The 26085-nt window shown below is 39.8% G+C and carries 21 protein-coding genes; all 21 read left to right on the forward strand.

Translation table 11 applies throughout. The features are described 5' to 3' along the window. Window positions 1–155 precede the first annotated feature (155 nt). The 21 genes from IGI50_RS02440 to IGI50_RS02540 all read left to right on the forward strand — a co-directional run bounded on the left by IGI50_RS02440 (window position 156) and on the right by IGI50_RS02540 (window position 26059). A complete protein-coding gene (locus tag IGI50_RS02440) occupies window positions 156–1217 on the forward strand; it encodes a hypothetical protein (protein ID WP_438776065.1) in 1062 nt (353 codons plus the stop codon). Between the two features lie 188 nt (window positions 1218–1405). Beyond that, a complete protein-coding gene (locus IGI50_RS02445) occupies window positions 1406–3178 on the forward strand; it encodes an oleate hydratase (RefSeq protein WP_438776066.1) in 1773 nt (590 codons plus the stop codon). A 181-nt stretch (window positions 3179–3359) separates the two neighbouring features. Then, the gene (locus IGI50_RS02450; RefSeq protein WP_438776067.1) at window positions 3360–4331 is read left to right on the forward strand and encodes a diaminopimelate dehydrogenase; all 972 of its coding nucleotides are present in this window, start codon (window positions 3360–3362) and stop codon (window positions 4329–4331) included. 368 nt (window positions 4332–4699) lie between these two features. Next, complete coding sequence (locus tag IGI50_RS02455; protein ID WP_207106780.1) at window positions 4700–4996, forward strand: WXG100 family type VII secretion target; 297 nt, start codon at window positions 4700–4702, stop codon at window positions 4994–4996. 61 nt (window positions 4997–5057) lie between these two features. Next, entirely contained in the window at window positions 5058–5336 is a 279-nt protein-coding gene (locus tag IGI50_RS02460; RefSeq protein WP_218256613.1) for a TIGR04197 family type VII secretion effector, read from the forward strand. Then, entirely contained in the window at window positions 5333–5695 is a 363-nt protein-coding gene (locus tag IGI50_RS02465) for a DUF3958 family protein (RefSeq protein WP_438776068.1), read from the forward strand. The genes IGI50_RS02460 and IGI50_RS02465 overlap by 4 nt, the downstream gene beginning before the upstream one ends. Continuing rightward, window positions 5685–7262 (forward strand): T7SS effector LXG polymorphic toxin, encoded by a 1578-nt coding sequence (locus IGI50_RS02470; protein ID WP_438776069.1) that lies wholly within the window; start codon window positions 5685–5687, stop codon window positions 7260–7262. Before IGI50_RS02465 ends, IGI50_RS02470 begins: the two co-directional genes overlap by 11 nt. Before the next feature lie 18 nt (window positions 7263–7280). Then, complete coding sequence (locus IGI50_RS02475; protein ID WP_438776070.1) at window positions 7281–8093, forward strand: hypothetical protein; 813 nt, start codon at window positions 7281–7283, stop codon at window positions 8091–8093. 211 nt (window positions 8094–8304) lie between these two features. Then, window positions 8305–9141, forward strand: a complete 837-nt coding sequence (gene msrA, locus IGI50_RS02480) for a peptide-methionine (S)-S-oxide reductase MsrA (RefSeq protein ID WP_438776071.1) — start codon at window positions 8305–8307, stop codon at window positions 9139–9141. Between the two features lie 99 nt (window positions 9142–9240). After that, window positions 9241–9903 carry a TetR/AcrR family transcriptional regulator gene (locus IGI50_RS02485; protein WP_218256617.1) on the forward strand — a complete coding sequence of 221 codons (663 nt, stop codon included), beginning with the start codon at window positions 9241–9243 and terminating at the stop codon, window positions 9901–9903. 128 nt (window positions 9904–10031) lie between these two features. Then, the gene (locus tag IGI50_RS02490) at window positions 10032–10391 is read left to right on the forward strand and encodes a hypothetical protein (protein WP_438776072.1); all 360 of its coding nucleotides are present in this window, start codon (window positions 10032–10034) and stop codon (window positions 10389–10391) included. Between the two features lie 466 nt (window positions 10392–10857). Next, window positions 10858–12297 (forward strand): helix-turn-helix domain-containing protein, encoded by a 1440-nt coding sequence (locus tag IGI50_RS02495; RefSeq protein WP_438776073.1) that lies wholly within the window; start codon window positions 10858–10860, stop codon window positions 12295–12297. Beyond that, on the forward strand, window positions 12290–12835 hold the full coding sequence (locus IGI50_RS02500; protein ID WP_438776074.1) for a hypothetical protein: 546 nt from the start codon (window positions 12290–12292) through the stop codon (window positions 12833–12835). The genes IGI50_RS02495 and IGI50_RS02500 overlap by 8 nt, the downstream gene beginning before the upstream one ends. A 15-nt stretch (window positions 12836–12850) precedes the next feature. After that, complete coding sequence (locus IGI50_RS02505) at window positions 12851–19798, forward strand: Spy0128 family protein (protein ID WP_438776075.1); 6948 nt, start codon at window positions 12851–12853, stop codon at window positions 19796–19798. Window positions 19799–19826: 28 nt separating this feature from the next. Beyond that, on the forward strand, window positions 19827–20135 hold the full coding sequence (locus IGI50_RS02510) for a DUF2089 family protein (RefSeq protein WP_438776076.1): 309 nt from the start codon (window positions 19827–19829) through the stop codon (window positions 20133–20135). A gap of 153 nt (window positions 20136–20288) precedes the next feature. Next, window positions 20289–21026, forward strand: coding sequence for an AAA family ATPase (locus IGI50_RS02515; protein ID WP_438776077.1), 738 nt, complete (start codon window positions 20289–20291; stop codon window positions 21024–21026). A 74-nt stretch (window positions 21027–21100) separates the two neighbouring features. Next, window positions 21101–21736: a DUF998 domain-containing protein gene (locus IGI50_RS02520; protein ID WP_438776078.1), complete on the forward strand. Its 636-nt coding sequence runs from the start codon at window positions 21101–21103 to the stop codon at window positions 21734–21736. Between the two features lie 118 nt (window positions 21737–21854). Beyond that, window positions 21855–22961 (forward strand): hypothetical protein, encoded by a 1107-nt coding sequence (locus IGI50_RS02525; protein WP_218256621.1) that lies wholly within the window; start codon window positions 21855–21857, stop codon window positions 22959–22961. A 282-nt stretch (window positions 22962–23243) separates the two neighbouring features. Beyond that, window positions 23244–24068: a class I SAM-dependent methyltransferase gene (locus IGI50_RS02530; RefSeq protein WP_218256622.1), complete on the forward strand. Its 825-nt coding sequence runs from the start codon at window positions 23244–23246 to the stop codon at window positions 24066–24068. A gap of 59 nt (window positions 24069–24127) precedes the next feature. Further along, complete coding sequence (locus tag IGI50_RS02535) at window positions 24128–24820, forward strand: aspartate/glutamate racemase family protein (RefSeq protein ID WP_438776079.1); 693 nt, start codon at window positions 24128–24130, stop codon at window positions 24818–24820. 9 nt (window positions 24821–24829) lie between these two features. Then, window positions 24830–26059 carry a glycosyltransferase gene (locus IGI50_RS02540; protein WP_438776080.1) on the forward strand — a complete coding sequence of 410 codons (1230 nt, stop codon included), beginning with the start codon at window positions 24830–24832 and terminating at the stop codon, window positions 26057–26059. Window positions 26060–26085 lie beyond the last annotated feature (26 nt).

Consider the following 26085-nt stretch of genomic DNA (forward strand, 5'->3'; position numbering starts at 1 on the left):
AATCGCTTTTGAAAAAATTTAAAAAATGAGTATTTTTGTTTAATTAAAAGGTTTCTTTTTCGGGTAGGATAAATTATTTCTTTTAAACTATTTACAAAGTTGTTATTTTAGTTATATCATATTGAAAAGAAAGTATGTTAAATGGAGGGGTAAACATGGAGGCAGTGAAATTAGGGCAGCGACAAATATTTTTAATGAAGAAGGAGAACTTAACCAAAAGAGTTCAGCTTTTTTATGCTAAGAATAAAAATATGGAGCATTTTATTCAGTACATGGTCGCTATTCTCGTACGGGATTCTCTTAGCAAGGGGACCTTTACTGAGCCGTTAAAAAATCTGATTCGTGAAGTGTATCTAACATTGGAGCCCAATGACACCATGCGCCAGTATAGCCCTTTTTTCAAAGCCTTCTTTAACGGAAGCGAATGGAAGCAGCTGATTAAAAAGCTGTTCAAAAATGAATCCGCTTATTTTGCCTATACGGAAGAGGCCCGTTTATATAGCAGCTATTTAGAAGAGTCGGGGACACTTAATAATCGCAGAGAGGGCCTGATTTATCACGTAGAAACGATCTTTGAAGACGCTGAAGGGAAAAAGCATAAGCTAACGATTCCGGATACGGATCCCACCAAAGATGAAGCGTTGACTGCAAACATTCTACGAACATTGTCCACTTTGACAGTTTTTGAAACTGGCGGTGTGCGAAAATTTGTTGAATTCATCAGCTACAAAACGCCAGGCATGACCATTGCTACAGCCTTCAATAGCCGAAAAGCAGAGAAAGCTGCTCAAGCTGCAAAAGAGGAGAAAGATGAGGCTGGGACTGTTTCAAAAAGAACAAAACAAGACAGTACAGATAAGAAAACTGTTCAAAAAGCAACGGACAGAAACGCAAAAATTCCCTCATTAATAAACGACCATAAAACGAATAAGGCTGCGAAGCTAGAACCCTCAGTAAAAGAAAGTTCTGATAAAAATGATACCGCTACCAATACAAGTGAGAAGAGCGCGCTTTCGTCTAATACGCATCAAGCAGCTGAAGAAACATCAAGGGAAAAGTTAAACGAACCAGATTTGACATCGTCAACATCAGATAATGCTCCTAATCTCTTTGGCAAAGTACGATCACAAATAAAAAAGGGACGAGAAGACCGACGGCTGAAAAGAGAGATCGATAAACTGATGGGGAATAAGAAGAAAAAGAAAAAAAGGAAATAGTGACTGAGTGAATAGAGGTGATTCGATATTTAGGAAAGGGCTTCGTACCTTCAGCAGCGTCTTTCTACGCCTCATTTTTAGACAAATCGTCAAAATAGTCTAATTTTTCGAAGGGGCGAGTGCGTCTTGTTTTCAATAAATTTTTCCTGCTGGTATGCTGAAATTAGATTATCAGAGGAGGGAACATCATGAGATACACGAATGGAAATTATGAAGCTTTTGCTAGACCGAGAAAACCAGCAGGTGTTGACGAAAAGAGTGCATATATCGTTGGAGCCGGATTGGCTGGCTTAGCGGCGGCTGTTTTTCTGATCAGAGATGGCCAAATGAAAGGGGAGCGAATCCACATTTTTGAAGAGCTTTCCTTATCCGGCGGTTCGTTAGATGGAAAATTTATTCCCCATGACGGCTTTGTGACACGTGGTGGTCGCGAAATGGAGAATCATTTCGAATGTTTATGGGATCTTTTTCGCTCAGTGCCATCGCTGGAAGTAGAAGACGCTTCTGTTTTAGATGAATTTTATTGGTTGGATCATGATGATCCTAACTCATCCAATTGTCGCATCATCCATAATCGCGGTGAACGTGCGGAAGACGACGGCGACTTTACCTTGTCGAAGAAAGCGCAAAAAGAACTAGTCGATCTATTTATGACGTCAGAAGATCAATTGATTGGTAAGAAAATCGAAGATGTCTTTGGTGATGAATTCTTTGCGTCGAACTTTTGGTTGTATTGGTGTTCAATGTTTGCCTTTGAAAAATGGCATTCTGCAATCGAAATGCGCCGCTATGTGATGCGTTTTATCCACCATATCAAAGGGTTGCCTGATTTTACAGCCTTGAAATTCACTCGGTACAATCAATATGATTCTTTAGTCAAACCGTTATTGTCCTTCTTGAATGATCATGGGGTCGATTTCCAATATGAAACGAAGATCACGAACATTCAAGTTGATGCGACTCCTGACAAAAAAGTAGCGAAGAAGATTCAGTTAACCCGTGCAGGTAAAGCAGAAGAAATCGACTTAACTGAAAAGGATCTCGTTTTTGTGACAAACGGTTCGATCACAGAAAGCTCCACAGAAGGTGATCATCATACGCCGGCGCCAATTACTCACGAATTAGGCGGCAGCTGGAATTTGTGGAAGAATTTAGCGAAACAGTCTGATGAGTTTGGGCATCCAGAAGTTTTTTGCGACAATTTACCTGATGAAAGCTGGTTTGTTTCTGCAACAGTTACTTGGGAAAACTTTGATATTGAACCGTATATTTCACGATTGACGAAGCGTAAATTACGGACGGGAAGAATCGTGACTGGCGGAATCATTACGATCAAAGACTCGAATTGGTTGATGAGCTTCGCGACGCATCGTCAGCCTCATTTTAAAGAACAAAATGACCAACAAACGGTTACTTGGGTCTATGGGTTATTGTCTAATACCCCGGGAAATTATATCAAGAAGCCGATTGAACAATGTAGCGGGCAGGAAATCGTACAAGAATTGATGTATCACTTAGGTGTACCGGAAGAAGATATCCAGAAATTCTCTGAGAAATCCTGTGTCGTAACACCGGTCTATATGCCGTTTATCACGTCTTATTTCATGCTGCGGGAACCTGGCGATCGTCCACTAGTCATTCCTAACGGGTCAGAAAATCTAGCCTTTATCGGAAACTTTGCTGAAACCGAACGAGATACGGTCTTTACTACAGAATATTCTGTTCGAACAGCGATGGAAGCTGTTTACTCCTTCTTGGATATTGAACGCGGCGTACCAGAAGTTTTCGCGTCAGCGTATGATATTCGTACACTGGCAAATTCCGTTTACTATTTGAGTGATCGGAAGAAGCTTTCCGAGATGGATCTGCCTTATGTAGAGAAAAAAGTGCTGGGTCACTTTGTTAAGAAGGTTGAACATACCTATATTGGTGACGTGTTGAAGGACAATCATTTATTATAAAAAGAAGGGTCACTTTCTTTCTAATAAGGTAGGGGTGTTCCCTCTGTTAAATACAAGATAAAAAATGATCACTATAATAATCTCATTCTCCTAAAGAAAGCTTCTTGGAGAATGAGATTTTTTTAATATGAAATCCTCTTTTGTAGTATAATTTTAATCATAAAAATAAGGAGGGCAACGGATGATCAAGATAGCAATTGTTGGATATGGAAACTTAGGGCGCGGGGTCGAGCGAGCATTAAAACAAAGCGCAGATATGGAATTAGTAGGAGTTTTCTCAAGAAGAAATCCGGCAAACGTTCAAACAGATGGCGCACCTGCTTTCGCGATGGAGGAACTAATCGCGCAAAAGGGAAAGATTGATGTCTGTATTTTGTGTGGTGGTTCGGCGACTGATTTGCCGGTCCAAACCCCAGAAATCACTAAAAATTTCAATACCATCGACAGCTTTGATACGCACGCGAAAATTCCTGAGCATTATGTAAATGTCGATCAGGCAGCGAAGGAAAATCAAACAGTCTCAATTATTTCGACAGGCTGGGATCCAGGACTGTTTAGCTTGAATCGCTTATACGCGGAAAGTATTCTGCCGCAGGGAGACACGTATACTTTTTGGGGCAAGGGCGTTAGCCAAGGCCACTCGGATGCTTTACGCCGAATTGAAGGCGTCGCGGATGCGATCCAATATACGATTCCAAAAAGTGAAGTTATTGAGAAGTTAAAAGCTGGGGAAAAGCTGGAGCTGACGACACGCGATAAACATCTACGCGAATGCTTTGTCGTCCTTGAAGAAACGGCTGACGAAAAAGCGATTAAAGAAGAAATCGTGACGATGCCCAATTACTTTGATGAATATGATACGATCGTTCATTTTATTACCGCGGAGGAATTGAAGCGAGATCATCATGCGATGCCTCACGGCGGTACAGTGCTGCGGACAGGAACCACGCATGAAGACACTAAACAGGTAATTGAGTACAACCTGCAGCTAGAAAGCAACCCGGAGTTCACAGCGAGTGTCTTGGTTGCCTATGCAAGAGCCTGTGCGCGATTGGCAGAGGAAAAACAATTCGGTGCTTTTACCGTATTAGATATCGCACCGAAATATTTATCCCCCGTCGATGACGCGACTTTAAGGAAAGAATTGTTGTAGGCAAAGCGTATTCTGTTTTGTTCATATGATGAATAAAAGGATAAGCCATCAGATATTTTGATATATCTGGCGGCTTTTTAATTTTAGGAAGAATGATTGCCTCTCGTCCTATATTTAGTGAAGAACTAAAGCTTATTTTACTGTTCGTATTCTGATCGTAGGAGCGTTGTTAATTGGCTAAACTTAATTTCATGTATCTATATAACTAAGACCAACGACTCTTCGATTGGTCTTTATTCGTCGTATACGCAACTTTTTTCCGTATACGACGAACTTTGATCCACTCCTCCAAATCTGGTGTAAGCTTGAATCAACCTATTGAATGCAAATGCATCAAATAGGAAAAAACATATAGGAGGACATACATTATGTCAGGAGCAATTACAGTCACACCCGAACAGCTGAAATCACAGGCGAAGGTTTACCAACAAGCCTCAGCACAAATCGAGGATGCGATTCGCAAGGTCAATTCCATGAATCAAACGATTTCCCAACAATGGCAGGGGGAAGCCTTCCGTGCTTACTTAGAACAGTACAACCAATTAGAAGGCAACGTGAAACAAATGGAAGAGTTGTTGGAGAGCATCCACGGACAATTGAACAAATATGCGGACACAGTGGCAGAACGCGACCGTCAAGATGCTGGATCATTCGGCTTGAACTAAGTGGAGTGTGGAGCGCCAGTACTTTATGTGCTGGTGCTTTTTTCAAAAAGGAGTGAAGGGTATGGCAGTAAAAAGTAATCTGGGTGTTGCTCAACAGCGAGCCAGTGCGTTGAAGAGTGCGGCAGGCAGCTTAACGGCAGGCGGTACGCCTACAAGTGATTCTCAAACAACCGTTTCGGGAAACAAAACGGCGCAAGAGGCGATAACATCGACGTTTAACGCTGTGAAAAAAGTTACTGAGGCCGTCAATAGCGCCTCCAGCAATATCAACAGTGTGGCGAAAAACTTTGAAGCAATCGATCAGGCAGGAAAAGAATTATTCACAAGGAAGATATTATGATGAGTGAAAAACGATTAGATGCAATCAAAAGTGAGAAAAAAAGTCTCACCAAAAAACAAGAAGACCTTTATCAGCGTCAGCGAACATGTGAGCGATTGACAGACGGTATCGGTTCCTATTTTCGTAAGAATCAGCGACTAATGCAAAAAACACGGGAACTCTTTCGCAAGAATGATGACAGTCGGGTCTTTGACGAGGTCTACGCCCTGTTTACACAAGATTCAGGACAAACAATGATGGCATTAGGCGATGAGAAACGAACGTTAAAGCGCCAACAACACTTACTAGAAGAGCAGAAACAAGCCCTAGTCAAGGAAGAGAAAAAACTAGACAGCAGGGAGGAATCCGATGAGCATTGATATGTCTGTCAGCAGTTCCCAAGAACAAGCGACGAGTGTTAACACGATGTGCCAAAAACAAATCCAAGGCTACCAGCAACTACAACAAGCCATCAACCAATTTGTCATGAGCAGTGCCGAACTCCAAGGGAAAACCTATGATTCTGCAAAGCAATACTTTTCAGCCGTTTTACTTCCCTTAGCTAAAGGTGGTATGCTTTTATCTGAGGCAGTTTCAAAAGCGTGCCAGAAGTTTCCAGATGATTATCAGTCACAGGTAGATAGTGCGGATTTAAAATCCTCTGAATTAGAAGAACAGATCAAGCAATACCAACAGGGCATTGACATGGCAAATGCAATCCTTCAGACGGTTTCGAGTAGTCCTTTGCCTGATCCGACGAAGAAAACCGTATTAGATTCAGTCAATAATGTCAAAGACGGACAGGAAAAAGCGAAGAAGAAATTAGAGGAGAAGCTAGAAAAACTGAAAGCCTTTGATGCGTCTTCGCCATCGATTTTTTCTGAGATTGTAGCATTAGAATCGGCGATTAACAGGGGAGCAGCACAGGCTGCCACCTGTTGGAATGGTGCTACTGGCATGTTTACAATACCCAAAAATATGTCGTGGGTAGATGAAATTAAAAGTTATGAAGATAAAAAGCGTAATGCCAAGAAGGAAGAAGAAAAACAAAAAAAAGCAGCAATAAAAGAACTGAACGATCTGATTAAAAAGAATCCAATCGCTGCTTTGGATAAAGTTAGAAATAATGATAAACTGTTTGGATACGTTATCGCAGCGTTAGACAAATTTCCTGATTCATTTCAGGACATGGTTCTAGAAATTTTTATTATGCATGAAAATTGGAGTTTACTACCCAAGAAGGCAGTGACAAGTTTGTTAAATAGTCCCAAGTTTGCTTTCTATATGAACAAATTGTCAACGAACCAGCAAGCACTTATCTATAGAAATCTTGCTAAATTAAGTGACAAGGGTTGGGATGTATTTGCACCAATGAGTTATGCTGTAGGGATTCTGTCTAAAACGTCAAAAGGGGCGAAAATAATCGAAGGAACGAAAGTTGGGCTGACAGCATTCAAAAAACTAAAAAGGGTTGCTGATTTTATAAAAGCCCATCCTGCTGTTCGTGAAGGGTTAAGTTATGGAGGAGATCTTGCGACAGTAACTGCTTATGCATATGAAGAATATTGCAATCCAGAAAGTCCAGCTTATGGTGATTTGAGTAAAGCATTTTATGGGGGAATTAACTTATTTATGTTAAATGCGGGGGTATTGGAAGGATTAGACTATGGTGGACCTGTGGGGGCTCTAGCAGGATTTGCGAACTCTGTAGTACAAGGAAAGATTACAGTTTGGCCTGACAAAATCTTAGGATTTGATTTACCTGGAAAAGAAATAAAGACTCCGGGATTAGGTTCTGAAAAGGCCAAACGAGAGTGGATAGAAAAGCAGTATAAACAATATGGGAAACATAATAGTAGCCCAACTGATAAAAATTATCGTACTGGAGTACAACCTGAGAGCGGGAGTCCTAGTTTCAATCCGAGTACCAACTACACACCGAAATAAAAAGAAAAAGGTGAGAGAATGAAAGGCATTTGGAATTTGGTGAAAGAAATCCCTTTATCGAATATCCTATTAAGGAATTCCTATCAAGAAGTTTTAGAAATTTTGGAAGATTCTAACAAAGGAATTCTCTCGAGAAAAGTAAAAGTTTATTTAATGTCATTTATTGGATGGCTCATAAGCTTAATCTCAGCTGCAAATTGGGTTGTTTTTCCGATATGTTCTACACTTATTCTAGCTGTTAATCTATTTTTATATTTAAAGAGTAAGAACTTTTTTAAAAATGCGGCTTATAATCTTGCTATGTTCATTAATTGTCAGACGGTTGTCATTTTTTATATTGCTTCTTTAGAGGTTACAGAGAACAGATCACTGAATAGAGGAATATCAACTATATACATTCTGATTAGTTTTCTATTGGTATTTTTTGTAGCAAAAACCAAATTATTAGAAACTTTACAAGTATTCTATGTTTCAAACAAAAAGAATACGCACAAGCTTCCTATCAAAATTGTTAAAAAAATTTCAATATTCATAACGATTTTTATTGTCTTGTTAGTGGCAGGGATGCAGTTTTATCGTTTGAATAAATGGTGGTTAAGAGGAATCAATTCAGATGCTTTGTCTGGGTTAAATGGGACTCTTTTTGGCAATATCATTTCCATTTTGGCGGTAATCATAGGACTTACTTTATTAATGTTAGTTACCTTGACACCAACTGTTTTATTGAATAGTAAAGTCGTTGTTACAGGCTTGTTACTTCGCAAATACTCTGAAGAAGTTCGTTTTGAATATGATTTTACTGAGGAAGAATGGTATGGGGAGATGGACTGAAGTATCTAATAACATCTGTAAAGGAAATTCAATAAAGATATTCTTTTAGAGAAAAATCAGAGATCAATCGTTTAAATGGTTGGACTCCTTATTCAAATATGGATGCCGAGGCTTATCGAAGAAGGTAAGTCTTTTTTCCAATCCAACCATTCGATTATTTAGCAAAAGTGTGGTAAATTTATGCCCCAAAAGGATAGGAGGGGTGAAAGCCATGCAATTGACCCAAGAAGTAGTACTGCAAAAGCTTTATAATCTGATATTGGATCCGAATACGCGCGAATGGGAGCGTTACTTGCTGACAACGTCTAAAAATGGATTGGATGAGCCTGCAAAGTTCAATGAACAATTGGCTAAGCTGGAAGCGGAATTGCGACCATTGGCGCTGCGTAATAATCTGACGCCGGACGTGGCTGATTTTTATCAGGCGATTATAAAAAAGGAAGCAGACATGGAACAGTCTGTAAAAGACCAGCATTTTATTTCAGAACCAGCCTATCATGAACGAGCGATTTTTGCTGGCGGCTGCTTTTGGTGTATGGTGGAGCCTTTTGAGACATGGCCGGGGATTGTCTCAGTTTTATCTGGGTACACTGGCGGGACTGTCGATAACCCAAGCTATGATCAAGTCAGCAGCGGTGCGACCGGACATGTCGAAGCCGTGGAGATTATTTACGATAACCGGTTTGTCAGCTATCAGGAGTTAATGGATCTCTATTGGCAGATCATCGATCCAACGGATGCCTTTGGACAATTTCAGGATCGCGGTGCTCAATACCGTCCGATAATTTTCACGACAAACGAAGAACAACGGAAAATTGCCGAGAATAAGAAGCAAGCAGTTCTTGATTCTAATCGGTACAGTAAACCAATCGTGACAGAAATCAGATCCGCAGAAACCTTTTGGCCCGCGGAGAATTATCATCAAGAATTTTACAAGAAGCAGCCGAAGCGCTATAAGGCCATTAAACGCGAGCGTCAACAATTTTTAACCTATCAACACTTAAAGGGGAAAATACGCGAAGGATGGAGTCGCAGGAAAAAGGGTTAGAGAAACTCAGTAAAAATCTTTTTTTACGGTTGACATTGTTGTTAGAAGCGATTATAGTGAATACATACCAACCGAATGTATGGATAGGAGATAGAATGTATGGCTCGAAATAAATACCCAGAAGAAACAGTCAATAAGATTATAGAGGTATCTATGCAGCTGTTTTTAGAAAAAGGCTATGAGCATACGTCGATTCAAGATATCGTCAATAATCTTGGCGGCTTATCAAAAGGCGCGATCTATCATCACTTCAAATCGAAGGAAGATATCTTAGATGGAGTAATGGATAAGCTGTATCAAAACAATGAGAATGAACTCGAGCATATCAAACAGCTTGAAAAAAATAAAAGTATGAACGGATTAGAAAAGCTGCAGTCGTTATTCACATCGGCTTTAGAGAATCCACGGCAGGATGATATGTTTCAAATGGCGCCAGACTTTTTGAAAAATCCTCAAATGCTGGTAATGCAGCTAGAAGGCATTTTCAAAGACTCCGCCCCTCATTATGTACAGCCGATCATTGAAGAGGGGATCGCAGATGGATCGATTCAAACAGAGTATCCGAAAGAGCTAGCAGAAGTGATTCTACTATTGATAAATATCTGGTTGATTCCATTGATTCATGACGATGATCCAAGCAGTGTCGTTAATCGCTTCGCTCTATTCCAAGAAATGATGGCTAAACTGGGGATTGAAGTTTTCAACGAAGACGCAATTAAACGTTTGGAAAAATTTCGCAAATTGTACGAACAAAAAAAATAATCTCTGCCTACAAAGGCAGTTTTATTTTAAAGTTATACATACCGTCGTTCGGTATTAAATCGTAGTATTCGTTTTTATCAAATATGAAACGTCAAAAATAAAATCAAAAATAAGAAGGAGTGTTTAAAATGGAGCAAAAAATGAGTAAAAGAAATGGGTGTCGTACAACTGGTGAGGAGCAAAAGGAGAGAGGCGTAATGGAACGACTTGGCAGTGGCCTTGCAGTAATTTTTTCAGGGATCTTCATTTTACCGATCTTGACTGTATTGACAGGAGCTTTTGGAATGATCGGGATTGGTCTGCCAGTGGTTGCTGTGATGAATCTATTTGGCATTCTTCATATTCCTTTTAATGTCTTATTCATCACCTTGACAGGAATGCCGCAAGTGTTCACTGGAGTTATTGTAGGGATGATTTTCATTGCTTTATCTTTCTTATGTGGCGGCTTGTTGAAAAAATACATGGCTATTGCCAAACGAACGTTTTAAATGAGCTAGCTGTTGGACTAGTGGAGACATGTATTAGAAGAGAATAGTAAAGAGTATATCAATAAAGAAAGTAGACGAAATTCATTTAATAGAATCTTCGATCAATATGTAAAAAGGAGCTATTATAAAAAAATAATTGTATAATAGATTCTTTTTATCATTTTTCATTAAAAATCATTCTTGATAAAAGATAAACAACATAAAAATTATCGTAATAAAAAAGAAAATAGGTGTTATACGAGACTTTCTTCAAAAAAATCTAAATATTTTATTAATATCAATGAAATATATGTTAATATTTAAATATAGTCAAAAAGTGATTTTCGTTAAGAAAGTCTCTTTTTTTTGCGCATTATAAAAAAAATAAGGACAAATCAAACGATGTACTAATTAAAAAAAGCTTATATGGATAATATAATTAGATAAAATTAATCAAAATTTTATTTTGATTTGAAAGGAACAAGAGATGCAATCGAACGATTTATTAATGGATGATGACCGTTATAAATGGTACTTGCTTCAGTATCTGGAATTAAATAAAAATGCGTATTGCTCGGCGGATCAGCTGGGAGATATTTTAGAAATATCTCGCTATAAATTAGAGAAATATCTGCAGGAGCTTCAGGATGAGCTAAAAGAAAATCATTTTAACGCAACCATCGAACTGCATGAAACAGGAGAAATCGAGATTCATCAACTTACACACGCCCTCGTAAAAAAAATGCGGGTGTATTTAGTTGAGCGGAGTCTAACGTATCAAATTTTTCATTGCTACGTGACAAATGAGACAAGTTTAGATAAGCAGATTGAAGAGTTGCATGTCAGTCGTTCAAGTACGTATCGCTTATATAAGCGGTTAAAAAATAGATTAGCAGATGAAGGCTTTCAATTGAAGCAAAATCAATTAATCGGAGATGAAGGCATGCTCCGTAATTTTCTGTTTGGCTTGTATTATGAAATATTCAACGGCTTAGCCAGTCCTTTTGATGCGGAGATACAACAGCAAGCAAAAGAGCTTTTACGTTATTTAGAGCATTATTTAAATCTTTCACTTCCTAAAACGAAAGAGCATAAGCTGTTGTTTTTCATGAGTATCGGGCTGATTCGAATGAGGAAAAATCATTTAATGCCTCAGGCACAGATCGAATATGTGGAAAATGAGGCGACAGAATATCTGAACAAATGGCTAGATAGTCATTTTTCTATGACGGCAACGGAGAAACGGCATGAAATTGCTGCGTTATTATTATTTTGCCAAATGATGGAAGTTGATTGGCAAGTGAATTTGAAGATGATTGAAGGAAAAGAAATACAAATGGCGCAAGAGTTAGTGGAGGAATTTTTACACTATCTGGCAGACCACTCGCGCTTTACTATCCAACGATTAAAAGAAGATCGTTCATTATTATCCGGCTTGTTAAGAATCAATCGCAGATGGCTACTTTATCATTTTCGCGAATCGACTTTTGTGACGAAGATCCAGCGCCGTTACTTCCAAGAAATCAATCCCAAACTAGATGAACTGATCCAAGACTTTATTGAAAGGATCGCCCAGAGGGGGCTGTTTCATTCCGATCAAGAGCGGAACAAATTGTACTATGATTATTTGTTTTTTTTGATTACGCAAATTTCTGTTGAGGAACTGGAAGATCCAGTGTTTATCTGTATCGATTTTTCACATGGCAGCAGCTATAACGACTATATTCAAACGATGCTGCGCTCCCTTCAAACCATGAACATTTGCTATGAAGAAAAATTAAGTACCAAGACGCAAATTTATTTATCTGATTTTCTGATTGATACGCTTCCCTGCCATCAAATGATTTGGAAGCGTCCGCCGACACCAGAGGATTGGGCAGAGTTTGGACACTTATTATTGACGGTAAAAGGAGGCGCTTATGAATAGAAATCTATTAATTGCATTGGCGCTTCCTTCAATGATGTTTTATCAATCCAACGCACCGATTTTATATAGTAGTGAAAAACTAATCATTCAAGTAAGAGAGGAACAAGCGCAGCTTGCGTTTGATTTGTCAGAGACGGGCAACACGTTGATCGTTGCGAATAAACGAATAGAAGAAAACGAAACGACTGTTTTCTTTGATAACACCGAATCAGCGGAGTCGACCAGCCAGATTAGAGAAGAAACAGGTGACACTAGTGAAATAGAAGAAAGCACCAGTTCCATAGAAAAAGAGAAAAAAGAGACCACTAGTGTTTTGCCGAAAACAAATACGCAAGATATGACGCGTTCAGAAAAGAAAAATAGTACCAAGATCTTGGAAACGATCGAGCAGAAAATCATTGCCCTGTCTTTTACAAATCCACCTTCTGATGATACAGGAGAGCGGGAACTCGTACGAATGTTAGCAAACATGTCTGGGACCATCTTATATGGGACTCATAAAACTGAAACCAATAAGCAAGATTATCTTATTTTTTAAAGGAGATGAAACAGGATGAAGCAATTAAAAAAAATCTGGTCATTATCAGCAATTTTAGGAATGGTGATCGGTATTTTTCCGATGACGATTTTCGCTGAGACGATTGAAGCTGCTGATGTAGTGATTAACCAAGTAGAAATCACTGATACTGAAGATCAGGAAATCACAGAAAAAAATCGCTTAAACAATAAAGACGCAATAAAAGTGAAACTTACGTGGTCATTAGCCAATGCAACATTGATAGAAGATGGAGCGATGGTGGCAGTTGACTTACCGAAAAATCTGAATTACCCAGAGCAATCCGGTAGCTTGGGTGAAATGGGCCACTATCAACTAAGCAGTCAACAAGTAATTTTTCAATTCAATAAAAATTATCAAGATACAGCAGATGGCCGTGTGCCAGAATTTTCCAGTGCAAAATTCTATGAAGGAGTAATGGAGTTAACTGCTGAAACAACGGCAGAGGATGTGGAGACAGAAACGGTTGATTTTGGGAACAACCTTGTTCAAACGCTTTATTATAATAAAAAAGTCGACCCAGCCGCAGATCCGCTAGATACAGTAGAAGCCGAACAAGAAAAAAATGAGAGACAATCACGAGCGAGCGATCCCAATTTGAATGCACGTGGTGTGAAGCTATTTCACAATATCAAAATTACAGATTTTAATGGAGATGAGTACACAGAGGAGCATCCCGCTCTATATAACGACAATATCGAGATTAAAATTGATTGGCGTTTGGACAATGACGAAGACATCTCTGATGGGGATTATTATACGTATCAGCTTCCTGATTATTTTGCGATCCATAACGTTGTAGTTGGAGATCTGGTCCGCAAGAATTCTAATGGTACAGAGGACAAACTGGGGACTTTCGAGCTAGATAAGAACGGGGAATTAAAAGTTATTTTTAATGATACCGGAAAAAATCTGTCCGAGCGTTCTGGCGTCATTAATTTGAAGACAGAACTGAAACTTGATTCAACGCTGGAGAAACAAGTAATAGAAACAGGAATTCAAGATGATGAGGACAAAGAAATTTCACTTGTCGTTCCGATTTATCATAGTGATATCGCAAAGAAGGGGGCGATCACGGATCAAGCGACAATTGATTGGGAAATCACGTTTAATCAGGATTCGAAAGCATTGACGAATGTGGAAGTAGAAGATGTTTTACCAGAAGCCGATTTTGTCTATACGGTATATGATAATGAAATCGTCGTGAATGTAGATTTATACGATAAAGAGACTGAAACTTGGAGTTCAGCAGCCAAAGGATTTTATACATTTGATGAAGCAAGCAAAACCTTCAAATTTCATGAAACAATTACCACGCCAGTAAAAATATACTTCACGGCTAAAATTGTAGACACCGCAAGAAGATTTTTCACGAATACAGCGACCATTAAAAGTAGCCAGTTCTCTGAAAAGAGTGTCAGTGCGACAGTCAGTTATGATGAGCAGGAAGCTTATAAACGAGCTGTCAGCTATGATTCCTCCAAAGGGGAAGTGAGCTGGGAAGTTGCTGTATCCTTCAAAAATGCGAATGGTTACATTCATGATAAAACGTATGATGGATCAGATTCTTCAAGGGCTCTTCATTATCTTGTAGAAGACAGTATTGTTGTAACGGATAAACAAGGAAACGCAGTTGCTGATTCTACATGGGATCTTTCCTCCGAAGATAGAATTGAAAAAGAAGGAAAACCCGTTCAATTCAAATTGACGTTTTCCGCTGCCGGAAATTATTTGATTACTTATAAAACGAAATTGTTTAAAGTGCTATTCGGAAATACTACTATCAAAAATTATATGACCGTCACTGATGGGGATGACAGTCATGAGCATACAGGTCAAACAACGATTGGACCGACAGGAAATATTGGGGTTAAAAAATCTGAAGGTGGATCAGGTAATGTTAACTTAGAGAAAATTCAGACAAAGTGGACGACGACGATCAATTCCGAGAAAAAACAAATTAAGAATGTTGTCATTACAGACCGCTATCAAAAATCTGATGGCAGCAACAAAAGTGCGTTGGAATTAATAGACGATGATGCACCAACTACTACAGAAGAAGAGAAGTTTAAAATCACCAGCTCAAATGGCAATATTCTTAAAAAAGGAGAAGATTATGAGCTAGTCCGGCTAACAGCGAGCGAAGGTGGAGTGGATTATGAGTCAGGCTTCCAAGTGACTTTTAAAGGTGCGTATGGGGAATTTGATGAAGAATTAACGATGACGTATACAACAAAATTTGATATTCGAAAGCAGGTCGAGCAGCTTGATGGGCAATCCAATCGTTTAGACAACTCCGTGATTGTTGAGTATACAGCTAGTGATGACATCACGTATAAAGAAGGCTCAGAAGCAACTAGATGGTTACAGCCATTATGGCTGAACAACGCTAGTAAAGGCGGTTTCTTTGTTGCAGAGGGAGAATCTGTTGCTGCCGGGTTAAATCAATATATCGGGTGGAATCCATCGGCTACTCCTTTTACCGAGACTACCGCACCAAAAGACAGTGTTTGTTGGCTAGCAACTTTCAATTTCTACAAAGAAACAATAGAAAAAAATGCTACGATTATTGAAAAGCTTGGAGAAGGTCAGACGCTGCGAGAATTAACCATTTGCGAAACCGAGCTTCTTCATAATGGAAGACAGATCACAAATTTTAAAGACAAGTTAGAAGAAGAGAAGGATTATAAATATGAGTTAACCGCCTCGGGTGAAATCGTTATTACGTTCCTGAAAGAGACCAATAAGACCTTTTCTGTGGCTCTAGCAGTTGATGCGAGTGAAGATGTATTCAAGTATAAGAATTATGCGGAACTACGAGATGCAAGTGATCAGGAAATTGTTCATACCGAAGGAGAAGTCATTAAATCGGATAAGGACATGTGGTTGAAAAAAGATGGTCTTCAAGATGCGGATAATAATCGCTTAGCGAACTGGCAAGTTCTGATTAATCAAGATGCTCGAACAATAAATGATGCAATCGTCTCAGATACGATTAAACTAAATCAACAGTCATTTGTCTTAAATAATCAGGATGAAGTGTCGGTTCAGGTATTTCATGCAAAAGCAAAAGATGGCGGGTTTGAAAAAGGCGAAGAAGTAATCGAAGGATTTAAATCGTCAGTGACTATGGATGCAATTAATGGGACACAGACGATGACTATCGAGTTTGAGTCACCGATAAATTCACCCTATATCATCGAGTATCAAACAAAGTTAGATCCAGGAATTGTGAATAATGAAAAAATTACGAATGATGTAAGATTGAACGGAAGCGCCACAGAAATTCATCAAGTGACAAAGGAAATTCAAATAAAATCAACAGATGGTTCGGGAACTTCAACCGGAGTAAACGGTGCGTTAATCATCAATAAAATAGATTCTGACACGAAAGAAGCAATCAGCAAGTCCGCACATTTCGAAATTTCACGGAAGAACGCAGATGGGAATTATGAATCCTTTATTTCGGATGTAGAAGTCAAAGAGAATAAAATCGTGGCTGGAGATGGTACCTTGGTCGAAGAACTCAGCAATCTTCGCTATGGAGACTACGCCATTAAAGAAATCACCGCACCAGAGGGTTATGTATTAGATGATACGTTATATGAATTTACAATAGACGCAAATACCCAGACGTATACATTTACGCTGGAAAACACCAAGAAAGTAGCAGACCCCGTTAATCTTACGTTAGAAGCCAAGAAAGAATTAAGCGGTCGCCCATTAAAAGCCGACGAGTTCAGCTTTAGCCTGAAAGGTGACGGTGTGGACCAGACGAAGAAAAATACTGCTGATGGCAAAATCACCTTTGACACAATTTCTTACGATAAAGCAGGCACCTATGAGTATACAATCTCAGAAGTCGTTCCAAACGATAACGATAAAGAAATCGGCGTGACCTACGATGAGACGAACTACAAAGTGATCGTAGAAGTAGAAGAGAAAGCTGGAAAATTAGAAGCAACGGCGACGTATGAAGGCCTTCAATCAGGCGAAGATGTTCCAGTATTTAAGAACACATACAAAGCCCTGCCAGGAAATGTTCAATTAGAAGCGAAGAAAGAATTAAGCGGTCGCCCATTAAAAGCCAACGAGTTCAGCTTTAACTTGAAGGGAGACACCATTGATCAGACGAAGAAGAACACCGCCGACGGTAAAGTCACTTTCGAAGCAATCACTTATGACAAAGCAGGCACGTACGAGTATACGATTTCAGAAGTAATCCCGAATGATAAAGAGCCTGGCCTGACCTATGATGAGGCGAAGTACAAAGTTACTGTTGACGTAGAAGAAAAAGCAGGAAAACTGGAAGCAACGGCAACGTATGAAGGTCTTAAATCAGGCGAAGTACCGACCTTCAAAAATGTGTACAAAGCTATGCCGGGAAGTGTTGTTTTAGAAGCCAAGAAAGAATTAAGCGGTCGCCCACTAAAAGCAGACGAATTCAGCTTTAACTTGAAGGGAGACACTGTTGATCAGACGAAGAAAAATACTGCTGATGGCAAAATCACCTTCGACACAATTTCTTATGATAAAGCAGGCACTTATGAATACACTATCTCAGAGGTCGTTCCAAACGATAACGATAAAGAAATCGGCGTGACCTACGATGAGACGAACTACAAAGTGATCGTAGAAGTAGAAGAGAAAGCTGGGAAGCTAGAAGCAACGGCAACGTACGAAGATCTTAAATCAGGTGAAGATGTTCCAGTATTTAAGAATGCATACAAAGCTTTATCAGGCAGTGTTGTATTAGAAGCAACAAAAGAATTAACGGGGAAAGAACTGAATGCGGATCAATTTAATTTTGAATTGGTAGACAGCACGGGTAATGTTCTTCAGACACAGCAAAACGAGGCGAATGGGACCGTGACCTTCGATGCGATTCACTATACGGAAGCCGGCACCCATGAGTATACAATCAAAGAGGTTGAAGGAACAGATCCTACAATCACATATGATGCCACAGAATATCAAGTTACAGTAAATGTGGAAGATAAAAACGGTCAACTAGTAGCGACACCAACCTATGCAGGAAATGCGGTCTTTAAAAATACGTATAAGCCCGTATCAGGCAGTGTTGTATTGGAAGCTGCAAAAGAGTTGACGGGGAAAGAGCTAACTACCCATCAATTTAGTTTCCAATTACTGGATGCCGATAAAAAGGTTCTTCAGACAAAGCAAAATGATACTAATGGAAAAATCTATTTTGATGCGATTGAATATACAGAAATCGGCGAACATGAATACATCATCAAAGAGGTTGATGATGTTAAAGACACAGATCAAACGATTACGTATGACCAAACAGAATACCAAGTCACTGTAAAGGTGGAGGATAAAAACGGTCAACTAGTAGCAACACCAACCTATGCAGGAAATGCGGTCTTCAAAAATGCGTATAAACCCGCAGCAGGCAGTGTCGTATTGGAAGCAGAAAAAGAGCTGATTGGTAAAGAATTAAGTGTGGGTCAATTTGATTTTGAATTAGTAGATAACAAAGGAGCTGTTCTGCAAACAAAACAAAATGATGGAAGCGGCAATATTTATTTTGATGCGATAGCTTACGATAAAGCCGGCACCTATGAATACATCATCAAAGAGGTCAAGGGAACGGATAGTACAATCATCTACGATCAAACAGAATACAAGGTCAATGTGAAGGTGGAAGACAAGGCTGGTCAATTAATAGCGACACCCACCTATGAAAAAGAAGCGATCTTTAAAAATACGTATACCCCTGCAGCGGGCAGTGTCGTATTGGAAGCAGAAAAAGAGCTGATTGGTAAAGAATTAAGCGTGGGTCAATTTGATTTTGAATTAGTAGACAGCAAAGGAGCTGTTCTGCAAACAAAACAAAACGATGGGAACGGTAATGTTTATTTTGATACGATAGCTTGCGATAAAGCCGGCACCTATGAATACATCATCAAAGAGGTCAAGGGAACGGATAGTACAATCACCTACGACCAAAGAGAATACAAGGTGAGTGTGAAGGTGGAAGACAAGGCGGGCAAATTAATAGCGACACCAACGTATGAAAAAGAAGCGGTCTTCAAGAATACCTATAAGCCAGCGGCAGGCAGTGTTGTATTAAAGGCTGCGAAAGAATTAACAGGCAAAGAACTGCGTGCAAATCAATTTGATTTTGAATTACTTAATAGTAAAGGGGAAGTTCTTCAAACGAAAAGTAATCATGCAAACGGTGAAATAACTTTCGAAGCGCTAACTTACGACAAAGCCGGCAGATATGAGTATACAATCTTGGAAGTGATCCCAACAGACAAAGAAAACGGAATTACCTATGATGACACAGAATACAAAGTAACCGTGACAGTCGAAGATAAAGGTGGGGTATTAGAAGCCAAAGAAGTATACGAAAATACAAAAACTGGAGACATCCCAACCTTTAACAATCTATACACGCCAGAAAAGAAAGTTCCAGCTGGTGAGATTCTATTGAAGAAAGTAGATAGCAAAACCGGTAAAACGCTAGCGGATGCAGAATTTAAGCTTGTGGACGCTAAGGATCAGCCTGTATCAGGACAAGAGAAAATCGTAACAGGTGAAGACGGAACAATCTTTATCAAAGGACTAGCAGATGGGTCGTACAAGTTGATTGAAACGAAAGCGCCAACTGGTTATCAGTTGGATGAAACGCCGATTGAATTTACGGTAAAGGACAATCAGCCAAGTAAAAAGGAGATCAGCAAAGAAAATTCTAGGGTTAACCTGCCTAACACAGGCAATTCAAGCAACACACACACAAACAATGGAGGAACGAATACCCAGACAACGTATCGGAATCAGGCTGGGAGCAGTTCTGCAACATCAAGACGGCTGCCGTCAACCGGTAGCATCCGCAACAATAAATTGATCATTTTAGGTTTATTCTTCTTATCCGTGGTCATCTTGGTGGTATTCGGGAAACGAAAAAAGGTTTAGTTTCTAACTAGCAGAAAAGAGGTGGAAAATGAAAACTAAAACAGAGAAAAATTGGATTTCGGAGTTAAATGAAGAGGAACTTGAATTTGTGAAATATTTTATCCTTTCATCGGGTTCTATCAAGAAATTAGCAGATATTTATTCAGCAAGTTACCCTACACTTCGAAAACAACTGGACAAATTAATTCAAAAAGTTCGAATCTGTGAACGTAAAGAAAATGACAAGATTGTTCGATTGATTCAGCAACTTGAAAAAGAAGGAAAAATCGATCAAGAAATTGCTGATACGGTTGTGCATGAATATGGCGAGTCATTAAATTGTTTGATTGTTGATTAATTAAAAGGATCAAGCCCAACTCTTTAAAAGAGGGGCTTGATTTTTTTCAACGTTAATCGGCGTTTATCCTTTTGTGGAGCATCCCCTTTTTACGGTTGAACAATGATAAAATAGCTTTAATAAGAACTAGCAAGTCTTTGAAAGGGGGATTCGATGTTTGTTCATGAATTAAAGCTATCGGAAATAGGCAATCGCTTGGAGTATCCCTTCGGTGTTTTTGCTATCCAAGAGATCCTGCGCAGGGGCGGCCTGTCGTTTGAAAAACCAGTGACCTTTTTATCAGGGGATAACGGAACAGGGAAATCCACAATTTTGGAAGCGATTGCTGTTGCTTATGGGATTAATCCAGAAGGAGGCAGTCAGAATTTTAACTTTAACACGGTAGAAAGTCATTCGAATTTGCATGAATCAGTTTGTTTAATTAGAAAAGGAAAAATTCCAAAGACCAAGTTTTTCTTACGTTCGGAAACGTATTACAATGTGGCCTCGGAATTAGAGGAGTTATCAAGAGATCCGATCGAAGGAGAGTTAGCCTTTGCTTCCTATGGTGGAAAATCTTTGCATACCCGCTCTCACGGAGAAGGCTTGTTGTCCATCATAGAAAATCGTTTTGGCAGGGAGGGCTTTTATCTCTTGGATGAGCCGGAAGCAGGGCTGGCGACAAGCAGACAATACACCCTATTGCAGGAAATTCATCGATTGGTCAAGGCTGGCAGTCAATTAATTATAGCTACCCATTCGCCGATATTGATGGGCTATCCAGAAGCGACGATCTATCAGTTTTCTGAAGCAGGTTTAGAGAGTTTGCCGCTAGAAGAAACGATTGCTTTTAAGGAAACGAAGCTCTTCTATGATGATCCCAATCGTATGCTGTATTACTTGCTAAACTAGTCAGAGGCTTTCTTTTCCCTGTTGAGCTGGTCAATGCTAGAATTATTCTTAGCAGGATTCAAGGAGATGGGAAAGTGAAGAATCTGAAAAAATATGGCTTCTATTTTTTACTAATAGGAGTGCTCAGTGATTTTTTAACTCCATATATTTTAGGATTTTTTTATCCAGAACTCGATCAGATGACGTCCGTGATGAGTTTGTTCGGTGATGTTGGAAGTCCAGTTCGTACGGCCTTTTTAGTTTGGTCAGTGGTTGCCGGGTGTTTTTATGTTCTCTCTTTACCGGCGATTTACGCAGCATTTCAGGCTATTTCTAAACCATTAGCTGGCTTAGCTGCTGCTGCGATTGGCTTCTATGGGATCGGAGATTGTATTTTTACGGGCCTATTTAGTGTAGATACCGCAGATGCCCAGTGGAACGTTTCAACTTGGGTACACAATATCGGCTCGGGGATCGGCTATGCTGGCTTTTTACTTTTTCCGTTGATTTTGTATTTGATCTATAAAAAGAAAAAGGATCACCAAACGAGTCGCCGATACCTCTTTTTCTTTTTACTCAGTATTGCAGTAGCTGCAATTTATGGGTTGGCACGCTTGCCGCAATTGACTCCATTCACTATTTTCAAGCAATTAGGATTTTGGCAACGAGTGAGTTTTGTTTTTAATTATTTACCGATCATTTTCATGTGTTGGCACCAGATAAAAAAATAATTAAAAATATTTTTTTATCTGAAAAATAAAGTATTTATGACGAAATGATTTGTATTAGGAACTCAAGACCGATATGATAGAAGAAAGTCTTTTAATAGTTATTCTAAAGGAGAGAAAGATGAAAAAGTTGAAATTGGTTATGGTTGTTGCCTTTGCATTGGTTCTTTTTGCAGGATGTAAAAAGCAGGCACAGGATGAATTTTCTGAAGAACTAGTGAAGCAGGGGGAAATGAATGCAGGGGAATACTCTGCTGTGATTGATAAAGTATCAATAGAAACAAAGGATGCTGATGCACCGACACGTACAATGATTGATATGGCAGCAAAAATGATTAGCGGAACAAAAATCACAGGTGATTACCAACAAGATAGTGAGAAGGAATTAGTGGCAACGACTATGTCCATTGATGGATTAGGACAGAAGCTGCCTTTAACGCTATTTATGGATGTAAAGAAACAGTCCGTCTATATGAGTACAGATTTTATGACGGAATTAGTAGACATCGCAAAAGAGTTCAACCCAGATGTTCCATTTGACGCGAAAGAATTTGAACAGTTAAAGGGTAAATACATCTATGCGAATGAGGAAGATCTAGAAAAAAGCGGAGACAAGAAAGATACTGATTCCAAGAGTGAAGCTGTTAGTCCAACATTAGTTAGTGATTATATAGCGACTTTAGATCCGGATTCTTTTGAGAAAGAGGGAGATACGCTGAAGCGTACCTTCACCAAAAAAGACATTCAGAACTTTATCAAGTATGCAAAAGAAAACGGAGATAAAGAGGCCAAGGAGCTTGTCAAAGAACTAGAAAAAAATATGGATGATTTAACTGAGTACAAACAAACGACAACCTTGAATACGAAAAAACATACACAAAAAACAACAATGAGTCTCACAATGAAGGACGAGGATACTACTGCTCAAATAGGCTTGACGCTAAATAATCAAGCGAAAAATTCAGATAAAAAGATCAAATTGCCTAAGAAAGCTGAAACGATCTCAATGGAAGAATTTCAGGAAATCGTTGAGACTGCGCAAGAAAATAATTCTCTGGTCTCAGAAGAAGACTTCAATGATTTGCTGGATGCGATCAGAAGTAATGGAAGTCAATTGTCTCAAGCAGAAATTGAGCAGATCAAGGAGACCTATGAACCTTATTTGACAGAAGAGCAGTACAAACAATTAGAAGAAGCTTTGGATCAGGCAAGTCAGATGGCAGCATAGCATAAAAGGATCAATCATTTTACATGATTGGTTCTTTTTTTACGGTCTTCTGCATGGTAAACTTATGGTGACGACAATCACATGAGAAAGAGAAGAGGCGGTTTTGGTCTGGCGCACTACTCATTACGCAACTGAAGTAATTTAGTGAAACGTGGAAAAGGATTCTGACATTGAATAAACTGAAAATTTTCGAAAGAAAAGACAGTTTATTTGGTGTGCAGAAATTTTCCACGTTTTTTTGTTGTCTGTTGGATTGTCGTCAGGTAGAAAGAGGAGTAGAAAATGATCAATAAGTTGAAACGAAATATCCCAATATTCAGTACTAGCAAGGATTCCATTTGGTTAGACGAGCACCTGGCACCGCAAATGCTGGCAGCTCATTTGGATACAGCGTCTGATGGGGCTACGAGAAGGGAAGAATATATCAACCAATCCATGTGCTGGCTGACCGAAAAATGTCCGGTGCAGGAATTTCCGAAGCTGTTGGATCTTGGCTGCGGTCCAGGAATTTATGGGGAAAGATTTTATGAAGCAGGCTATCAGGTAAGCGGGATTGATTTTTCAGAATTGAGTATCGCCCATGCAAAGAAATCTGCGGAGGCAAAGAACTTCGCTATTAATTATCAATGCAGCGACTATCTAAAGGAAGACTTAGGACAGGATCGCTATGATCTGATCGTCTTGATTTATTGTGATCTGGGGGTATTTTCGCCAAAAGACCGGAGGTGTGTCTTCCAAAAGGTTTATAAGGCTTTGAAAAAAGGTGGACGATTTGTTTTTGATGTTTTTACGCCAAGTAAGTATGAGACTTTTGAGGACAAGCATACGTGGCAGCTAGAAGAAGAAAATTTTTGGACAAGTGAGCCGTGCCTGCATTTATCTGCTCAAAAGAAGTATCCAGGGACAGCGACCTATTTGGATCAGCATTATTTGTTGTATCCGGATTCCTTCAAAGAATTTTTTATTTGGGAAACGGTCTTCACTGAAGCAGAGCTGTCAGCGGAATTGGAAGCAGCTGGTTTTACCACGATGGAGGTCTATGGAGATATTCGCGGCGCACAGCCTTCTTCTGATTCTGAAACCCTTTGTTTTGTAGTGGAAAAATAGGATTTCCACGTTTTTCCTTGCTATAATGGAGAAATAACGAAGCAAGAAGAGGTGGACAGATGAAAACAATCGGACTATTAGGCGGCATGAGCTGGGAAAGTACAGTGACCTACTATACGCGGATCAATGAATTGATGAATCAAACATTAGGCGGGCTGCATTCAGCCAAGATCAAGTTGGCAAGTGTAGACTTTGAAGAGATCGAGCAGTGTCAGGCGAAAAATGAATGGGAAAAAAGCGGGGAGCTTCTTGGGAAAGAGGCGCAGCAGCTAGAGCAGGCGGGGGCTGATTTTCTATTGATTTGCACCAATACCATGCACAAAGTCGCACCGCAGATCGCAGGTCATATAGCCATTCCGATTCTGCATATTGCTGATGCGACGATCGCGGAATTACAGGCCAATAGAATTAAAAAAGTCGCGCTTCTAGGGACCAAATATACGATGACACAAGAATTTTATAAGCAAAGGATCATTGATAGCGGGATCGATGTCTGGATTCCCAACGAACAAGACATCGAGACAGTGAATCAGATTATTTTTGATGAATTGTGTCATGGAAAAATTTTAGAAGCGTCTAAAGAAAGATTCATCGCAGTCATTCAGGAGGCTATTGCCGCAGGTGTAGAGGGGGTCATTTTAGGCTGTACCGAAATTGGTCTGTTGATACAGCAAAAAGATGTCACGATCCCTGTTTTTGATACGACGGAAATTCATTCGCAAAAGGCTGTTGAACAAGCCTTGGAAGAATAGCTGAGGCCCATGATGAAAACCATTCTTTTTGCGCCAGCAACATTCAACTTGGCAGAAACGACGCGCATAATTGAGATTGCGAAGGTTTTACGTCAGGAGTACCATTGCGTTTTCTGCGGATTCTCTAAGACCTATTTAGAATTGATTAAAGAAGAGAACTTTGACGTTACGTTAATGCAGCCGACACTGACAATTCAGCAGGAGAAGGCGATCATACAATTTGATCAAGGAAAAAGTTTGAAAAATCCATTTACCAGCGAAATCGTTGCGGAACGAGTAGAAAACGAACTAGGGTTATTGAAGCAGCTCGCTCCTCGTGTCATTGTGACTGGCAGCAATGTGACGATGTTCTTATCTGCACGTATCAGCAAGATACCGTTGGTGTATGTCAAACCAATCGCGATGTCTCGCCCGCACTTTGACCATGAAAAGGGATGTATCATTCCAAGCCAACTTAATAAGGCGTATCTCCCAGCAACTGCATTGTGGCACGTCTTTCTCAAAGTGGCGAAACACCTAACTTGGAAACCAAGAGCATTCAAAAAAGCAGCACGAAGCTACAATCTTCCGCTGCCTAAGTATACGTTGGATCTGCTGGATGGGGACTTGAACTTGATCACCACCCATCCAGTTTTTACGACGGAAGTAACGTTCCCCGATAATTACCAATCGGTGGGACCGATTTTTGCTCGATTACCCTATACGATGCCAACGGAGGTTCTTCAATTAATAGAGCGGGCACGTGAAAGCAACCGATCAGTGGTGTATTTCGCCATGGGCAGTTCAGGCAATCAATCACTGGCTGAAAAGCTTTTAAGTTATTTCGAACAAACCGATTTTGAGGTGATCGCCCCCGTAAAAAGCTATATACAGGAGCAGGCTGTGCCAAGCAATGTCCATGTATTTGATTGGCTGCCGGCGCTTAGTGTTTCTGAATTAGTGGATTTTTCAGTGATTCATGGCGGTGAAGGCACGGTCCAAACCGCTTGCTCTTCAGGCAAACCGTTTATAGGAATCGGGCTGCAATACGAACAGGAGGTCAATGTCGCTTATTGCGAAAGATTTGGCAATGCCGCAGCAGTCAGTCCAAATAACCTTTCAGCTCAAGCATTGGAGCAAGCGATTAGACACATTCGTACCCCCGAGACGCAGGCGAAAGCCCAAGAGATGAAACGATTAATGCAAGAAGTAAACGGGGCAGAGGCCGCAGCCGAAGCAATCAAGGGACATTATCTTTAAAATGGACAAATAAAGACATCCAGCTT

Origin of the sequence: Enterococcus sp. DIV0170, from assembly GCF_051710765.1 — a bacterium.
Lineage (GTDB): Bacteria > Bacillota > Bacilli > Lactobacillales > Enterococcaceae > Enterococcus_A > Enterococcus_A raffinosus.